16 protein-coding genes are annotated in these 15,763 nt (G+C 41.2%); 10 read left to right on the top strand and 6 right to left on the bottom strand.

The window, feature by feature from the left end; genetic code table 11:
• Nucleotides 1-80 precede the first annotated feature (80 nt).
• On the bottom strand, nucleotides 81-737 hold the full coding sequence (locus BW976_RS15330; protein ID WP_076374185.1) for a LysE family translocator: 657 nt from the start codon (nucleotides 735-737) through the stop codon (nucleotides 81-83).
• A 170-nt stretch (nucleotides 738-907) separates the two neighbouring features.
• Here BW976_RS15330 and BW976_RS15325 point away from each other — a divergent pair, with 170 nt between their 5' ends.
• From BW976_RS15325 to BW976_RS15315, 3 genes are all read left to right on the top strand, one after another.
• The gene (locus BW976_RS15325) at nucleotides 908-2,539 is read left to right on the top strand and encodes an MFS transporter (protein ID WP_076374184.1); all 1,632 of its coding nucleotides are present in this window, start codon (nucleotides 908-910) and stop codon (nucleotides 2,537-2,539) included.
• Between the two features lie 92 nt (nucleotides 2,540-2,631).
• On the top strand, nucleotides 2,632-3,084 hold the full coding sequence (locus BW976_RS15320) for a deoxycytidylate deaminase (protein ID WP_076374183.1): 453 nt from the start codon (nucleotides 2,632-2,634) through the stop codon (nucleotides 3,082-3,084).
• A gap of 20 nt (nucleotides 3,085-3,104) precedes the next feature.
• Nucleotides 3,105-3,446, top strand: coding sequence for a DHCW motif cupin fold protein (locus tag BW976_RS15315; RefSeq protein WP_076374182.1), 342 nt, complete (start codon nucleotides 3,105-3,107; stop codon nucleotides 3,444-3,446).
• A gap of 17 nt (nucleotides 3,447-3,463) precedes the next feature.
• Here the strand turns inward: BW976_RS15315 and cmk are convergent, their stop codons facing one another.
• A complete protein-coding gene (cmk, locus tag BW976_RS15310) occupies nucleotides 3,464-4,138 on the bottom strand; it encodes a (d)CMP kinase (RefSeq protein ID WP_076374181.1) in 675 nt (224 codons plus the stop codon).
• Between the two features lie 154 nt (nucleotides 4,139-4,292).
• Here cmk and arfB point away from each other — a divergent pair, with 154 nt between their 5' ends.
• The gene (gene arfB, locus BW976_RS15305) at nucleotides 4,293-4,700 is read left to right on the top strand and encodes an alternative ribosome rescue aminoacyl-tRNA hydrolase ArfB (protein ID WP_076374180.1); all 408 of its coding nucleotides are present in this window, start codon (nucleotides 4,293-4,295) and stop codon (nucleotides 4,698-4,700) included.
• 162 nt (nucleotides 4,701-4,862) lie between these two features.
• On the opposite strand, the gene BW976_RS15300 is transcribed toward arfB, so the two are convergent.
• Complete coding sequence (locus BW976_RS15300; protein WP_076374278.1) at nucleotides 4,863-5,813, bottom strand: lipid A deacylase LpxR family protein; 951 nt, start codon at nucleotides 5,811-5,813, stop codon at nucleotides 4,863-4,865.
• A gap of 121 nt (nucleotides 5,814-5,934) precedes the next feature.
• Entirely contained in the window at nucleotides 5,935-8,409 is a 2,475-nt protein-coding gene (gene lon, locus BW976_RS15295) for an endopeptidase La (protein ID WP_076374179.1), read from the bottom strand.
• Between the two features lie 369 nt (nucleotides 8,410-8,778).
• Here lon and BW976_RS15290 point away from each other — a divergent pair, with 369 nt between their 5' ends.
• Nucleotides 8,779-9,420 (top strand): tetratricopeptide repeat protein, encoded by a 642-nt coding sequence (locus BW976_RS15290; protein WP_076374178.1) that lies wholly within the window; start codon nucleotides 8,779-8,781, stop codon nucleotides 9,418-9,420.
• 93 nt (nucleotides 9,421-9,513) lie between these two features.
• On the opposite strand, the gene BW976_RS15285 is transcribed toward BW976_RS15290, so the two are convergent.
• Together BW976_RS15285 and gpmI are read right to left on the bottom strand one after the other, a co-directional pair.
• Nucleotides 9,514-10,059: a hypothetical protein gene (locus BW976_RS15285; protein ID WP_139332308.1), complete on the bottom strand. Its 546-nt coding sequence runs from the start codon at nucleotides 10,057-10,059 to the stop codon at nucleotides 9,514-9,516.
• Between the two features lies 1 nt (nucleotide 10,060).
• The gene (gene gpmI, locus BW976_RS15280) at nucleotides 10,061-11,584 is read right to left on the bottom strand and encodes a 2,3-bisphosphoglycerate-independent phosphoglycerate mutase (RefSeq protein WP_076374176.1); all 1,524 of its coding nucleotides are present in this window, start codon (nucleotides 11,582-11,584) and stop codon (nucleotides 10,061-10,063) included.
• A gap of 189 nt (nucleotides 11,585-11,773) precedes the next feature.
• Between gpmI and BW976_RS15275 the strand changes: the two genes are divergently transcribed.
• The 5 genes from BW976_RS15275 to BW976_RS15255 all read left to right on the top strand — a co-directional run bounded on the left by BW976_RS15275 (nucleotide 11,774) and on the right by BW976_RS15255 (nucleotide 15,760).
• Entirely contained in the window at nucleotides 11,774-12,169 is a 396-nt protein-coding gene (locus BW976_RS15275; protein ID WP_084192205.1) for a DUF4783 domain-containing protein, read from the top strand.
• Nucleotides 12,170-12,313: 144 nt separating this feature from the next.
• The gene (gene nadC / locus BW976_RS15270) at nucleotides 12,314-13,156 is read left to right on the top strand and encodes a carboxylating nicotinate-nucleotide diphosphorylase (protein ID WP_076374175.1); all 843 of its coding nucleotides are present in this window, start codon (nucleotides 12,314-12,316) and stop codon (nucleotides 13,154-13,156) included.
• Nucleotides 13,157-13,241: 85 nt separating this feature from the next.
• Nucleotides 13,242-13,889: a glycerol-3-phosphate 1-O-acyltransferase PlsY gene (plsY, locus tag BW976_RS15265; protein WP_076374174.1), complete on the top strand. Its 648-nt coding sequence runs from the start codon at nucleotides 13,242-13,244 to the stop codon at nucleotides 13,887-13,889.
• Between the two features lie 5 nt (nucleotides 13,890-13,894).
• Nucleotides 13,895-14,695, top strand: a complete 801-nt coding sequence (locus BW976_RS15260) for a M48 family metallopeptidase (protein WP_076374173.1) — start codon at nucleotides 13,895-13,897, stop codon at nucleotides 14,693-14,695.
• Nucleotides 14,696-15,001: 306 nt separating this feature from the next.
• On the top strand, nucleotides 15,002-15,760 hold the full coding sequence (locus BW976_RS15255; protein ID WP_076374172.1) for a YqjF family protein: 759 nt from the start codon (nucleotides 15,002-15,004) through the stop codon (nucleotides 15,758-15,760).
• Nucleotides 15,761-15,763 lie beyond the last annotated feature (3 nt).

The raw sequence follows: 15,763 nt of genomic DNA, 5'->3' as shown, positions 1-15,763 counted from the left end.
ATTCTGAGCAGAGCGAAGAATCTATTTTAAGATGATGAAACTATGCTAATCAAAAGCTCTCCCTTTAGGGGGCTGGGGGGCTAACTCCCTGCCGGTGCAGAGAACACAAAGTGGGTAACCAGTTTATCCAGAAGTATCAGCGAGGCTATGATCAGCGCGATACCAGCTACCTCATTAAGGCGGTGTACCAGTTTAACCGATATCTTGTCGCGCAATTTATTGGCGTAAAAGGCTTTGGTAACATCCATGCCGAATTGTACAATAAGCACCGTAGCAAACATCACCCCAATTTTAAAAGAGCGGTGTGCAACACCTTCATGAAAAACGGTACTTGCAGTGCCAATAACGGTGATCCAGTGAAATAGTAGGGTGGGGTTAAAAATGCACATCAAAAACCCTTTTAAAAAGTAACCGGCGCGGTTTATACCCGAGGGCACTTTGTTTTCATAGTTCACCTTGCCCTTTTTAAACAGGTAACGTATACCTACACTAAACAATATGATACTACCAATAACACCAGCTATGGTTTTGGTATGGTTAGATATATCAAAATATTGGGAGCCAAATAAAATTGCTCCCACGAAAACCACATCACTGCTAACTACGCCGAGTGCCAATGCAACACCGGCATGAAAACCTTTTTCGATGCTGGTTTTAATAAGAGCAAAAAAGACCGGGCCAGTCAAAAACGTCAACACTAATCCTATCCCCAGTCCCGAAATAATAGCTTCTATCATTATTTAGACTTATGTTCCAAAATTTTGAACCATGCGAATATGCAATTTTATCTCTTAAACAACGAAACTTAAAATTGTGATTTATTTAATTTGAAAAAGAATAATAACATTTACAAAAATTGAATTATGTTTAGCGATTCAAAATACATTCTGTATAACTAAACTTAAAAATGGAACAAAACGACAAAAAAAATTACAGCTCGGCATTATATACGCTGATCACTGTATTTTTCTTCTGGGGCTTTTTAGCTGCATCAAACGGTATTTTTATACCATTTTGTAAAACGCATTTTCATTTAACTCAATTTGAGTCGCAGTTGATCGATTTTACCTTTTATGGCGGATACTTTATAGGCTCATTGATACTTTATTTTGCATCACAAGCCAGTAAGGTTGATATCATGAACAAGTTGGGTTATAAAAATGGTATCATCTTAGGTTTAGTTATATCAGCGGTAGGTGCATTAGGTATGATACCTGCTGTTGCCAGTGGCGCGTTCGGTTTTATATTAGCTGTTTTCTTCATTATAGCTGTCGGTTTCTCCTTACAACAAACCGCTGCTAACCCCTTTGTAGTGGCTTTGGGCCCTGCAGAAACAGGTTCAAACCGCTTGAATTTTGCCGGTAGTATCAATAACATCGGTGCTTTGTTAGGCCCGATTGTGGTGAGCGTGGTATTGTTTGGTACTGCAAACTCCGGCGCTAAGCCAGAGGTTAAAATATCGTCTATCAATAACCTTTACTATATGCTGGCAGCTTTATTTATAGCTGTAGCTGTATTCTTCTGGTTTTCTAACCTTCCGAAGGTTACCAGCGACGAAAAAATTGAATCAAGCCAAAAAGCTAACAAGCCGTTATTTATCATATTCATAGCGTTTTTACTCATCCTGGCTGCTGATCCGTTAAGTAAAGCTATCGGTATCCCGAGCCAGTATTTTGTTTATGCTTCTCTCGCTATAATTGTACTTACGCTTGTAGGTACCATATTTGCTGCTAAACAAAGCAAAGAAGGCTGGGGGGCTATGCAATACCCGCAATTGATTTTGGGTATGCTAGCCATTTTTACCTATGTGGGTACCGAGGTTACTATCCAAAGTAACATGGGCTCGTTATTGAAAACGCCTGAGTTTGGATCCTTCAACGAATCGGACATTGCACCTTATATATCTTTATATTGGGGTAGTTTAATGATCGGTCGTTTTGCAGGTTCAATCGGTGCTTTCAATCTTTCCAAATCAACCAAATACGTTTTATACGTTCTTGTTCCGTTTGTAGCATTTGGCCTGGTATTACTGGTAAATGCAGTTACCGGTGTAAACGTAAGTAACCTGTATGTTTACGCGGTTTGTGTAGCTATACTTATTGTGGCTTTCTTTATTGGTCAGCAAAAACCAACACGTACTTTATCTGTATTAGGTATCCTGGGTGTTATATTTATGCTGACAGGTTTGTTCACAACCGGCAGGGTAGCCACTTTCGCTTTCATTAGCGGTGGTTTATGCTGCTCTATCATGTGGCCGTCTATTTTCTCGCTGGCTATTACCGGTTTGGGTAAATACACCAGCCAGGGATCAGCATTTTTGATCATGATGATATTGGGGGGATCTATTATCCCACCGTTGCAAGGTAAAATTGCCGATGGTAGCAATGATCTTGTGAAAGGCATGAGCGGTATCCATTTCTCTTACATTGTACCGGTATTGGGTTTTGCTTATCTGGCATATTTTGCCTGGAAAGTGAGCCGTGAACTTCGCAGCCAGGGCATCGACCTTGACCACGTGGAGGTTTCGGGCGGACATTAATATTTTACAAGTCATTTTATCATTGGGTCATTAAGTCATTTTTAAATGAAGTAATGACCCAATGACGTTTAATGACTCAATGATTTTAAATTATGAAACCAAGTTTCGATCACATCTTCATGAACCTGGCTAATGATCTGGCTAAGCGTTCGCATTGCGTTAAAGCTCAGGTAGGCGCTGTTTTAACCCGCGACACCCGTATTATATCCATCGGCTATAACGGGCCGCCTGCGCATACTCATAATTGCGATGAAGAATGGCCTGGCGAGGGATGTCCGCGTGATTCAAAGGGGAGTTGCTCTTTGGCGCTGCATGCCGAAGAAAATGCCATACTCTATGCCGTAAAAAATGGTGCTAAGTTGGAGGGTGCTACGTTATATACTACCTTATCGCCCTGCCTGCCTTGTGCCCGCCTTATATTTTCAGCAGGTATTACGCAGGTGTATTTTGATAAATCGTACGCCGAGTACAAAGGTTTAGCCAGCGATGAGGGCGTTGATTTTTTGAATCATTTCGGGGTTAAGGCCGAAAAATTTATGGGATAGAATAACGTAATTCTCAAACTATGTACAATATACCTTTTCAAACTATCGATTGGGCATCAGTCGTGAAAACGGAACACAAAGGCGAAACCGGGACGGCATTCTGGCAAACTTTATTGCTCAATGGTCTTAGAGTTCGCTTAGTGGAATATTCTGCCGGATACCTGGCCGACCACTGGTGTCAAAAAGGGCATAGTGTGCATTGCCTGGAAGGTGAATTTATAAGTGAGCTTCAAAACGGAGAAGCCTTTACCCTGACCAAAGGAATGACCTATATCGTGTCTGATAACCTAAGCTCACACCGGTCAGTCTCTGCCGGTGGTGTAAAACTATTAATTATCGATGGGGCTTTTTTAAAGCCCTAACGGATCTGACTCCAAACTTAAAGAATAAGTGGTTTTACTCTATCCAGGGCAAAGTCCAGCTGATCTTGCGGTGTTAAGTTGGTATTATCCAATATAATGGCATCATCGGCTCTTACCAGCGGACTTTCTTCACGGGTGGTATCCTGGTAATCACGATGGGCTATATTCTCAAATACCTCTTCTAATGTAATTTCAGGGTTTTTATCCTTGATCTCTTTGTAGCGCCTTTCTGCGCGTACTTTAGGGTCGGCGGTCATGAATATTTTTACATCAGCATCCGGGAAAACGGTTGTGCCTATATCACGGCCGTCCATTACTATGTTTTTAGAATGACCCATGCGCTGCTGTTGTTTAACCATCTCTTTACGTACTTCGCGAATGGCCGATACTTCGCTTACCTTATCAGATACCGGCATCAGGCGGATCTCTTCGGATACCTCTTCACCGTTTAGGGTGATGTGGGTCTGATAATCACGTGAATGAAAGTTAAGGTTTATGTTTTTTAATGCTTCTGCAATTTGATCGTGATTGGTCACGTCGATATTGTTGCGTAAAAAATACAAGGCAACAGCGCGGTACATAGCGCCGCTATCCACATAAATAAAATGAAGTTTTTTAGCTAAAGCTTTGGCCAGTGTACTTTTACCACATGATGAATAACCATCAATTGCCACTACTATGTTTTTACTCATAAGCGTAGCTAAAGTACAAATAATTGTGATTTGTTGGTAGGTGAGTAGTTGATTAAGTGAGTAGTTGATTAGGCGGAAGAGCTGCCCACACATTCTGGTAAAATCCACTTAATCAACTACTCACCCAATCCACCTAAATAATTACCTTTGCCGCATGAACCTTACTAAATCTGAGCTGCAAAAAGAAATTACTTATAAAACCTCGCGTAGTGGGGGTAAGGGCGGTCAAAATGTAAATAAAGTATCGAGTAAGGTGGAGCTTTTATTTAATGTAGGCAGCTCCGAACTGTTTACCGAAGAGGAGAAATTACTACTGAACGATAAATTACAAAACCGCTTAAATAAAGACGGTTTTGTACAGGTGATCTGTGACGAGGAGCGTAGCCAATACCTCAATAAAGAGAAAGCTATTGAACGATTGATAGTATTACTCACCCGGGCATTGCAGAAACCCAAAGTGCGTAAACCTACTAAAGTAAGTAAGGCAGCAAAAGCCGCCCGTTTGGATAACAAAAAGAAACACTCTGCCAAGAAGGAAAACCGGAAGGTTGATTTTGATTGATCCTTGAACCGGTGCCTATTTTGTTAAAAAGTGGGTTTACATGGTTTACACTTTTTATGGTTAACATTGAATTAACTAATTGACTATCAATAAATTAATTAGTTTTCTTGCTAAAATGTGTAAACCATGATTTTTATAGAATTCTTGTCGAATTCAGGCAATCTATTTAAATCTGTACGCACCGGTAATGCTGGCCCATTGATGAGACCTTAACATCTCTTCCACATCTTTAGTATGGAAAATGGCTGCTATGTCAAAAGTGAAACGACTGGTGGTAAAGGCCACGCCTACCTGATTGCTGAATATAAATGGCTTTTTATCTAATGTAACCTCGAGGCTGTTTGGATCGTGATTTTTATTGAATAGAGGACCTTGTATAGTGGCATCATAAAGCACGCCATTGATCTGCGGTTTATAGTAAAAGAAGATCTCGTGAGTGTGCAATAATCCTGTTTGATCGGCAGCGGATACCGTACTTTGTGTACTCACTGAGTTGAAAAGCTGGTTAAAATTACCCAGACGGATCAACGGGCCTACACCTGCGCCGGTGAAGCCATTACCCAGGTTTGCGTACGAAGCCAGGCTTACATCAATCCACGAAGCCCTTGCCAGTAGTTTATTATACTCGGCGCCTAAATTGAGTTCCACATTGTTCTTAATCTGGTATTGCCAGCCATTTAAAGCATAAAACCCAAAAGTATTGTGAATGAATTTTTGTATCGGTTCGCCACCTGCTGCCGGGCCAACAATACCTAACTGGGCGCTTAGTTTAAGCGTGCTTTCGTTTTTATACAATAAGTTCAGTGTTGAACCAATGTAGGAGTAGGCCGCGAAAGGTCTGTCGATATAGGAGGCATTAGGAACATAGCCTGATTGTGCATTGTACATTTTTTGCCCAATCTCAAAACCTAAAACTTTATTCTGAAGATCGCCATCGGCTTTTAAAGCTTTACGGTAATAAATAAAGATGCCATTGGTATAATACCTGTCTGAGCCCTGCCCCAGGTAGCCGTCATTATCAGTTTGTATAGCAATTTCGTGACCGCGGGTTTGTGCAAATAGACTGATGGAGCCAAACAGGCACAACAGTGTGAGGAATAGTTTATTAAACATTAGGTTGTTAAATATATCAGCGCCTAATATAGAAAAAAGTAACGTCATTGAGTCATTAACGTCATTAGGTCATTAAATTTTTCAAAATGACCTAATGACGTTAATGACTCAATGATATTATTTAATTAACTACCGCTTTTTCGTCTTCCCTGACAGTAAGATCGATCGGATGACTTACCTTTTCATCCAAAAGGGCAAGCGCAATTACATCGCGCATATCCGCTACATAATGGAACTTCAGATCCTTAATATAATCTTCCTTGATCTCCAGGATATCTTTCTGGTTCGATTTACATAGAATGATCTCTTTGATATTGGCACGTTTGGCGGCCAGTATTTTTTCTTTGATACCACCTACAGCCAATACCCGTCCGCGAAGGGTGATCTCGCCTGTCATAGCCAGGTTAGGTTTTACTTTACGTTGTGTAAATGCCGAAACTAAGGCGGTAAGCATGGTTATACCGGCCGATGGGCCATCCTTTGGTGTGGCGCCCGCCGGTACATGTACATGCACATCCCATTGATCAAACAATTTGGGGTTGATGTTAAAGTAGTCAGAATGTGCACGCAGATAAGCCAATGCAATGGTAACCGATTCCTTCATGACATCGCCCAGGCTACCGGTTAGAGTTAAACGCCCTTTACCCGGACTTAAACTAGCCTCAATAAACAGGATATCGCCACCAACCGATGTCCAGGCAAGGCCTGTAACTACACCGGCAACATCGTTACCTTCATAAAGGTCTTTATCATAAATGGGAGCGCCCAGTATTTTTTCAATATCTTTTTTGTTTACCACAGGATTGTATTCCTCTTCCATGGCAATGTTTTTGGCTACCCCGCGAACTACCGATCCTATTTTTTTCTCCAGTGCACGTACACCCGATTCGCGGGTATAATCCACGATGAGTTTTTCCAATACATCGGTTTTCAAGCTTACATCCTTTAGTTTTAAGCCGTGAGCTTCACGCTGTTTAGGTAGCAGGTGTTGTTTGGCAATCTCAATCTTTTCTTCAATGGTATAACCATTCACTTCAATGATTTCCATCCTATCCAAAAGAGCAGGTTGTATGGTACTTAATGAATTGGCGGTAGCTATGAACATCACGTTTGACAGATCGAAATCCATTTCCACATAATGGTCATAAAAAGTGCTGTTTTGTTCAGGGTCAAGTACTTCCAGTAAAGCCGATGACGGATCTCCGCGGAAATCGTTACCAACCTTGTCAATTTCATCTAATATGAAAACCGGGTTGGCAGCGCCGGCCTTTTTAACTGATTGTATGATACGACCCGGCATAGCGCCAATATAAGTTTTACGGTGACCCCTTATTTCGGCCTCATCACGGATACCGCCTAAAGCCATACGTACATATTTACGACCAAGTGCTTTAGCTATCGATTTGCCTAAAGATGTTTTACCAACTCCCGGAGGGCCCACCAAACAAAGGATAGGGGCCTTCATATCGTGCTTTAATTTGAGCACAGCCAGGTATTCAATAATACGCTGTTTAACCTTATCCAAACCAAAGTGATCTTTATCCAACACCTTTTGGGCACGTTTCAAATCAAAGTTATCTTTGGTGAACTCGTTCCAGGGTAAATCAAGCAATAATTCAAGGTAATTGATCTGTACAGAGTAATCAGCGGCAGCCGGGTTGGTTCTGGCTAATTTTTCAAGCTCTTTGGCAAAATGATCTTTTACCTCTTTGCCCCATTTCTTTTTGAGGGCACGCTGACGCAGATCATCAATTTCCAGATCGGGCGAGTTTCCACCCAATTCTTCCTGGATGGTTTTTAGCTGCTGATTTAAAAAATAATCCCGCTGCTGCTTATCCAGATCAACACGTACTTTGGTTTGGATCTGGTTTTTAAGCTCCAGCATCTGCAGATCAAGCGTTAGGTGTTCCAGTACCATGTTGGCCCGTTCGCGCAGGTTGGCAACTTCCAGCAGGCGTTGTTTGGCCGCCATATCGGCATTCATGTTCGATGAAATAAAATTGATCAAAAATGAAGTGCTTTCTATATTGCGGATAGCTATACCGGCCTCGCTCGGAATATTGGGCGACAGTTGGATAATGTTCATGGCCATGTCTTTAATAGACGATACCATGGCTTTAAACTCTTTATCCTCTTTAGCCTTTATTTCTTTAAACGGTTCAATAGTAGCTTTTATGTAAGGCTCGCTTTGTACCTCATCTTTTAAAACGAAGCGTTTTTTACCCTGAATAATAACGGTGGTGTTACCATCGGGCATTTGCAGCATTTTTATAATAAGGGCAATGGTGCCAATTTTATTTAACTGGCTAAAATTAGGGTCTTCTATCCCCACATCCTGTTGCGCAACTACCCCAATCATGCGATTGCCTTTGTTGGCATCGCGTATCAGTTTAATTGATTTGTCTCTGCCAACCGTTATGGGTATCACTACACCCGGGAATAAAACGGTGTTACGCAAAGGCAGTATAGATAATACCTCCGGCATTTCCTCATTGTTCATTTCTTCCTCGTCTTCGGTAGACATTAGGGGAAAGAACTCCGAGTCTTCATTTATAACCGGTAGAGCATTTTTAAAATCGAATGGATCAAAAGTCATTAATTATATTTTATATATAGATAAAACCGTCATGTTGTCAGCCCGTATCATCATCAAGCTGTTAAATACAGGTAAAACTGCGGTTATTACATGTTGCTACTTATGTTTCAAGAGCTGTGCCAAGTTATGGTAATAATGCTTAACAAGCAATATGGCAGGGCAATGGTTTGGTTATTTGTTTATTTCCAAATCACTTATAAGTTTACTAATTAAATAAGAATTTATTGATAAATATGAAAAAAAGTCATACTATAGCCTTCTGGAATTTTTTGAAAATGATATTTTTTTGAAGAAAAATGCTGTTTGGCATAATAATTCGATATAATGGTAGTTAATGTTATACCGTTTCTGTTTCACTATTAATCGCTAATGAAGTTATCGGTCATCGTATCTTTCCTGATTATATCCTCGCTCGAATCGGCCGTGGCACAAAGCGCCTATGTAAAAATGGGGCAGCAGGCCTTGATGGATGGCGATTTCAGATCGGCTATATCACACCTGGAGAAGGCTTGTATCACCGATTCAACCAATGCCAACGCGCTGTGGATGCTGGGGTACTCCTATTACCATAGCGATAATTATAAAAAATCAATAACTGCCTATACCCGTGTTATTGCCATAAAGCCTGCAGATGCTTCTGCCTATTATTACCGGGCCAGGGCAAAAAGCTTTCTTGGGAAGGATAATCAAACATCCCCAGCCGATAAGGAACTGTATTTGTTAGGAGCTATTGTTGACTTGACCAAAGCTATATCTATCAACAGCGACCCTAATGATAGTAAATTCTACCAAAACAGGGGACTTGCTTATCGTGATTATGGATTGTTCAAACTACAAAATAGCTCACATTTTTATGACCGGGCAAGAGGCATCAATTCTCTCAAAGCATGTATAACTGATCTTGAAAGAGTACTGAATGATAATCCCGGAAGAACGGATATTGCCAATCTGATCGATCAGTCAAAAGATAAACTATCACAGGCTATCGCCCCAACAGTGGCCCGCCATTAATTTTTTTAGTATCAAGTAGTTAGTATCAAGTATCAAGATTTTAAATTCCTGATATCATAATGAAGCTAGTGTCTTGATACTAACTACTTGATACTATTTTTTCAAAATCCCTTCGATGCGGTAGTTGTTGAGCCCCATTAATTTTACATGTTGCCATTTTTCGATCAGATAGGCTGAATCAGGAAAATAACTTAATTTTTCCCTGGTTTCATACAGGAGATTTTTGGTGTGATTAAAAATGAGCACCCATTTTATCTTGCTACCTTCTTTTTTTATCACAATACGAGTGGTGCGCAGGTCAGGATATTTGGCCTGGTATACTATTAAGCTATCTGTGGTTTGAACTTTATAGCTATTTTTCCAGGCTGGCCGGTTAATATCCGATTGTATGAACAGGTTTAGCTCCTGCCCCCAATTGGTAATATGCAGGGTTTTATTTTCCGTTACACCATTATGAGTTACGGTTTTATTAACAAGCGGATTTAGTTTGGTGAGTTTTGCAGTGTCGGTTTTGAAAAAGCCACTGATATCCACATATTTTAATACAGCACCGCTTTGCTTGATATCCGGCCTGCACGATGGCAAGCCGGATATCAGCATGATACCGCCTAAAAAGGCGGTTATGGGTGATAATTTCAATTTATACCAATACATTCCCGGTCATTTCCGCAGGGATAGCTACGCCCAGTATACTTAAAATGGTAGGCGCTACATCGCCTAATTTACCATCTTTTACTTGTTTAACGTCTTTATCAATAATAATACAAGGCACCAAATTGGTGGTATGCGCTGTATTAGGCGACCCATCTTCGTTGATCATATAATCAGCATTGCCATGATCGGCCAGTATTATGAATGAATAGCCATTGGCCAGGCCGGCCTCAACCACTGCTTTGGTACAGGCATCGGCGGTTTCGGCAGCTTTAACTACGGCACTAAAAACACCTGTATGGCCTACCATATCGGTATTAGCAAAGTTAAGACAAACAAAATCTGGCCAGCCGCTTTCCAGTTCGGGGATAATAGCATCACGGATGCCTGCTGCATTCATTTCGGGCTGCAAATCATAAGTAGCTACTTTTGGCGATGGTGCCAGTAAGCGTTTCTCATTATCAAATTCTTTTTCGCGGCCCCCCGAAAAGAAGAAGGTCACGTGTGGATATTTCTCGGTTTCGGCTATTCTGATCTGTGTTTTGCCTGCATTCTGCAAAATCTCGCCCAAAGTTTTGGTCAGGTCCTCTTTGTTAAACACCACCTGTACGTTCTTAAACGTCTCGTCATACGGGGTCATGGTGATATAGCGGATAGCCAGTGGATGCAGATTATATTCAGGGAACGATTTCTGTGTTAAGGCTATACTGATCTCGCGCCCCCTGTCTGTACGGAAGTTAAAGCAGATCACCACATCGCCATCTTTAATTACGGCAAGTGGTTTACCATCAGCATCGACCCTAACAATCGGTTTTACAAATTCATCAGTAACACCTTCTTCGTACGATTTTTTAATCGCGTCAGTAATATGTTGGGTTGCTTCTCCCTCGCCATTAACCAGTAGGTCATAAGCCAGTTTTACCCGTTCCCAACGATTATCACGGTCCATAGCATAATACCTGCCAATAGTAGATGCAATTTTTGCATCAGATCCTTCGATATATTGTTCCAGGTCGGTAACAAAGCCCAGTCCCGATTTAGGATCAGTATCGCGGCCATCCAAAAAAGCATGGATGTATACGTTTTTAACCTCCAATTGCTTTGCTGCATCGCACAAGCCTTTTACGTGCCTGATATGGGAGTGAACCCCTCCATCAGATACCAGACCTATGAAGTGCACATCGCGGTTATTTTGTTTGGCATATTCAAAAGCATCTTTCAATACCGGGATGGTTGGCAGTTCATTATCATCAACAGCTTTGTGAATGCGCCCCAGTTCCTGGTAAACTACACGACCTGCGCCCAGGTTCATGTGTCCAACTTCTGAGTTGCCCATTTGTCCGGCAGGTAAACCTACCGCGGTTCCGGATGCTTCCAATTTTGAATTTGGATATTGCTGCAGCAAACCATCAACAAATGGTGTATTTGCGGCAAGTATAGCGTTCGACTGGTCATTACGGCCATAACCCCAGCCATCAAGAATAATTAATGCGAGTTTTTTTTGATTTTCCACAGCGCAAATATAAAGGCAACGCTGTACTTTATATGATTATTTTTTTAATTTCGGTGGGCGGAATATACTATAGCATGATTTGATAATAATTGCGTACAAAAACAGTTATATCTTATTTGAAGGTCAATAACCCCGTTGATTTTATTAGTAATCCGTGTTGTTTAAAATTTCTGTTTATTAATTAATTATATGAAACTGGTTTGTCTGTCGTCGTTTATTATGCTATTTCTTTTGCCTGGTTTTACCCCGGCCGATCCGATAGATGATGTGGCTAATCTCATAAAACAGGGCAATACCAAAGAATTAGCCAAATTATTTGCCTCCAGTGTGGAGATCACGTTAATGGACGAGGAAAATATTTACTCCCAAACCCAGGCTACCTTAATACTGGATAAATTTTTCTCAAAAAATAAACCCAAAAACATCAAATTACTGCATAAAGTAAACTCAAGTGCCAATTACCGTTTTGGTGTATTTATTTTAACTACCGATACCGGGTTATACCGGGTTGCCTTTACCTTAAAGGATGCCGGTGGTAAAATGTCAGTTATTGAACTTCGGATTGAAAATGAAAAAGTGAAGTGAGTTTAGTCTATAGTCGATGGTCCATAGTCCATAGTCCATGGTTAAATCATGAACAATAAACTATTCTTTACTATGGACTATGGACCATGGGCACCAAAAAATCTGCAAAATGTTGTTACTTTTGAGCTTTAAAAGTTAATACTCTTGGATAAGGAACTAATACACCATTTTATAATTGAGGCTTTAAAAGAAGATGTTGGTGATGGCGACCATACTTCTTTATCAACCATTCCTGCTAATAGCACTGGCAAAGCAAAACTCCTGGTAAAAGATGAAGGCCTATTGGCCGGAGTTGAACTGGCATTGGAGATTTTTAAGGTAGTTGATGCCAATCTTAAAGTAAACGTGTTTTTGAATGATGGGGCTGTTATAAAACCTAAAGACGTAGCTTTTGAGGTAGAGGGCAACTCTCAAAGTATTTTAAAGGCCGAGCGTTTGGTACTGAACTGTATGCAGCGCATGTCGGGCATTGCTACCAAAACACGGCAGATAGTTGATCTGCTAAAAGATACCCATACCCAAGTTTTGGATACCCGTAAAACTACTCCGGGCCTGCGGTATATTGAAAAATGGGCGGTAAGGATTGGCGGAGGTGTTAACCACCGTTTTGGTTTGTATGATATGATACTGATTAAGGATAATCACGTTGATTACTCTGGAGGAATAAGACAGGCTATTGAAAGAGCCAATCAATATCTTATTGACCATAACAAAAAGCTGGCTATTGAAATAGAGGTGCGTAATCTGGATGAGCTTGATCAGGTTTTGCAAACCGGTCATGTGAACCGTATATTGTTAGATAACTTTAACTTTGCTGATCTGAAGCAGGCTGTTAATGTTATTCAGGGGCGTTTCATCACCGAAGCATCCGGAGGTATAACCATCGATAATATACGTGGTTATGCAGAGTGCGGGGTTGATTATATATCAGTTGGCGCATTAACTCACTCTGTTAAAAGTCTTGACCTAAGTCTTAAAGCTATTTGATTTGGGATTTCGGATATTTGATTTCGGATTTAGAGTTTTAAATTTAGCCCTTAGTACCATATCAATTTCGTAATATTGCAGGGAAATGATAACCGTTTATTCAGTTTCAGCGCTCATTCTGGCTTATCTCTGCGGGTCTATACCTACGGCCGTTTGGATAGGGCTGGCTTTTTATGATATTGATGTTCGTGAGTATGGCAGCGGAAACGCCGGTGCAACCAATACTTTCAGGGTGTTGGGTAAAAAGGCCGGTATACCCGTAATGCTGCTGGATATTTTAAAAGGATGGACGGCTACCAATCTGGCTTATTTTATTGGTGTATCAACCACCGGCCCGTCTAATTCTATAGCTTATACCAATTACGCGCTTGCCTTAGGTATAGCCGCTGTAATGGGCCACCTGTTCCCAATTTTTGCAGGCTTTCGTGGTGGAAAGGGTGTGGCTACTTTATTTGGAATGATTTTGGCTATTCATTTGCATGCCGCTTTATTATGTGTTCTGGTATTTGTAATAGTGCTTTTAACTACCCGTTATGTATCGCTTAGCTCTATCGCAGCCGCGTTTACATATCCTATCGGAGTTTCGTTTATTTTTCCAACGTCTATCCGGTCGGTAGTTATTTATGGTATGTGTATCTGTTTGCTCATACTGGTAACGCACCAAAAAAACATCGAACGCTTACTAAAAGGCACGGAGTCAAAAGTTAATTTTTTAAAAAAGAAAACTACCTGATCATCATGAAAAAATTCAGACCTGCCCTTGCTCTGATATTTATCATTGCACTGTATTCCTGTTCAACAGTACCATTAACCGGCCGCCGGCAACTAAGTTTGGTAGGCGATGCCGACGTAAACCAATCGGCCGCCGCAAGCTATAAGCAATTACTAACAGACCCTAAAACAAAAGTGATCACCAGCGGTGCCGATGCGCAGCGCATAAAAAGAATCGGCGCTAATCTTTCGGCCGCTATTGAGCGTTATCTGCAACAGAATGGCTATGCTAATCAGTACAACTTTCAATGGGAATTTAACCTGATACAAAGCAGCGAGGTAAATGCCTGGTGTATGCCTGGCGGTAAAGTGGCCGTATACAGTGGCCTGCTACCCGTGGCTAATACCGACGCTTACCTGGCTGTGGTAATGGGGCACGAGATAGGCCATGCTATAGCACGTCATTCGGCCGAGCGCATTTCGCAACAAATGGCTGTGCAGGGTGTTGGCGGAGCGGTTGGTGTTGCCACAGGAGGCCAATCGTCGGCTACGCAAGGTATCATCAATCAACTTTATGGTGTGGGTGGTAATCTGTTGTTATTAAAATACTCACGCAATCAGGAGTCAGAAGCAGACCGCCTGGGACTTACCTTTATGGCCATGGCTGGTTACGATCCGCATAATGCGGTTGCTTTTTGGCAACGTATGATGGCCCAAAACAAAGGCGGAGCTCAGCCAGAACTTTTAAGCACTCACCCTGCCGATGCAACGCGGATACAGGATATTCAGAACAGGATACCTGAAGCTATGAGATATTACAAGCAATAAAGGGGTGAGTGGTGAATAGTGAGTAAAGAAATTAAACATTCGCCTATTTTATCAAGCGGGCTTGCCCGCACTTAAAAAAAACACCACCGCGCGGTTGTTGGTGTTGTCACCAACAACTTATTATCACCGCTCAAGCAGTAGAATGTTGGTGACAACACCAACATTGGCGAAATATTATAAGCAATAAAGTAGTTTGAGTTGTAAGTAATGAGTTTTGAGTGAAAAAACTTGAATCATTTGCTTTTACTTTAAGATCAGCATTGCGCTTAATACTCAAAACTCATTACTCAAAACTCATTACTGAAAATGGCCAAACGTCAGTTTCTAAAAGCGGAGTGGAAAAATCTGGTGATGCTCAATTACGTGATTGATCCGCAAGTATTAGATGCTTATTTACCGCCGGGTACGGTACTTGATCTCTGGCAGGGAAAAGCCTTGGTGAGCATGGTGGGTTTCGTGTTTGCCAATACCCGTGTGCTGGGCATCAAATGGCCATGGCATGTAAATTTTGAGGAAGTAAACCTACGCTTTTATGTAAAGCATTTTAACGGTAAAGAATGGAAACGCGGGGCTGTTTTTGTAAGCGAAATAGTGCCCAAAAGCATGATAGCCCTTATCGCCAATAATTTATATAAAGAACATTATCAGGCTATGCCTATGCGCAGCTCAATTACTTTAACCGAGGATGACCATACCCAATTTTTATATGAGTGGAAGTTTAAAGGCAAGTGGAATAAACTAGGGGCTACAGCAAGTAATCAATTACAGGATATTGAACCAGGCAGCGCCGAGGAATTTATTTTTGAGCACTATTGGGGTTACAATAAACTCAATAGTGCCAGTACTATGGAATATCAGGTTGAGCATATTTCATGGCAGACGGGCACAGTAAAAGATTATGTTTTTGAAGCTGATGTTGCGGGACTTTATGGCGACACCTTTGAACCTTATTTGAAAAAAGAGCCCGTATCGGTATTTTTTGCCGCCGGTTCGGATATTAAGGTGAGGATGGGAGATAAGATTGTAGTACCGTTAAGTAAGTCCGGAGTCTTTAGCCCTAAATAAGTA

Origin of the sequence: Mucilaginibacter lappiensis (assembly GCF_900155965.1) — a bacterium.
Classification (GTDB): domain Bacteria; phylum Bacteroidota; class Bacteroidia; order Sphingobacteriales; family Sphingobacteriaceae; genus Mucilaginibacter; species Mucilaginibacter lappiensis.
Note: the sequence above shows the minus strand (reverse complement) of the source record. Positions and strands in the feature narration are given on the sequence as shown.

Bases quoted from the DNA above. Each gene is read 5' to 3' on its own strand.
- BW976_RS15330 (WP_076374185.1), bottom strand. From the start codon at position 737: ATGATAGAAGCTATTATTTCGGGACTGGGGATAGGATTAGTGTTGACG.
- BW976_RS15325 (WP_076374184.1), top strand. From the start codon at position 908: ATGGAACAAAACGACAAAAAAAATTACAGCTCGGCATTATATACGCTG.
- BW976_RS15320 (WP_076374183.1), top strand. From the start codon at position 2,632: ATGAAACCAAGTTTCGATCACATCTTCATGAACCTGGCTAATGATCTG.
- BW976_RS15315 (WP_076374182.1), top strand. From the start codon at position 3,105: ATGTACAATATACCTTTTCAAACTATCGATTGGGCATCAGTCGTGAAA.
- cmk (WP_076374181.1), bottom strand. From the start codon at position 4,138: ATGAGTAAAAACATAGTAGTGGCAATTGATGGTTATTCATCATGTGGT.
- arfB (WP_076374180.1), top strand. From the start codon at position 4,293: ATGAACCTTACTAAATCTGAGCTGCAAAAAGAAATTACTTATAAAACC.
- BW976_RS15300 (WP_076374278.1), bottom strand. From the start codon at position 5,813: ATGTTTAATAAACTATTCCTCACACTGTTGTGCCTGTTTGGCTCCATC.
- lon (WP_076374179.1), bottom strand. From the start codon at position 8,409: ATGACTTTTGATCCATTCGATTTTAAAAATGCTCTACCGGTTATAAAT.
- BW976_RS15290 (WP_076374178.1), top strand. From the start codon at position 8,779: ATGAAGTTATCGGTCATCGTATCTTTCCTGATTATATCCTCGCTCGAA.
- BW976_RS15275 (WP_084192205.1), top strand. From the start codon at position 11,774: ATGAAACTGGTTTGTCTGTCGTCGTTTATTATGCTATTTCTTTTGCCT.
- plsY (WP_076374174.1), top strand. From the start codon at position 13,242: ATGATAACCGTTTATTCAGTTTCAGCGCTCATTCTGGCTTATCTCTGC.
- BW976_RS15260 (WP_076374173.1), top strand. From the start codon at position 13,895: ATGAAAAAATTCAGACCTGCCCTTGCTCTGATATTTATCATTGCACTG.
- BW976_RS15255 (WP_076374172.1), top strand. From the start codon at position 15,002: ATGGCCAAACGTCAGTTTCTAAAAGCGGAGTGGAAAAATCTGGTGATG.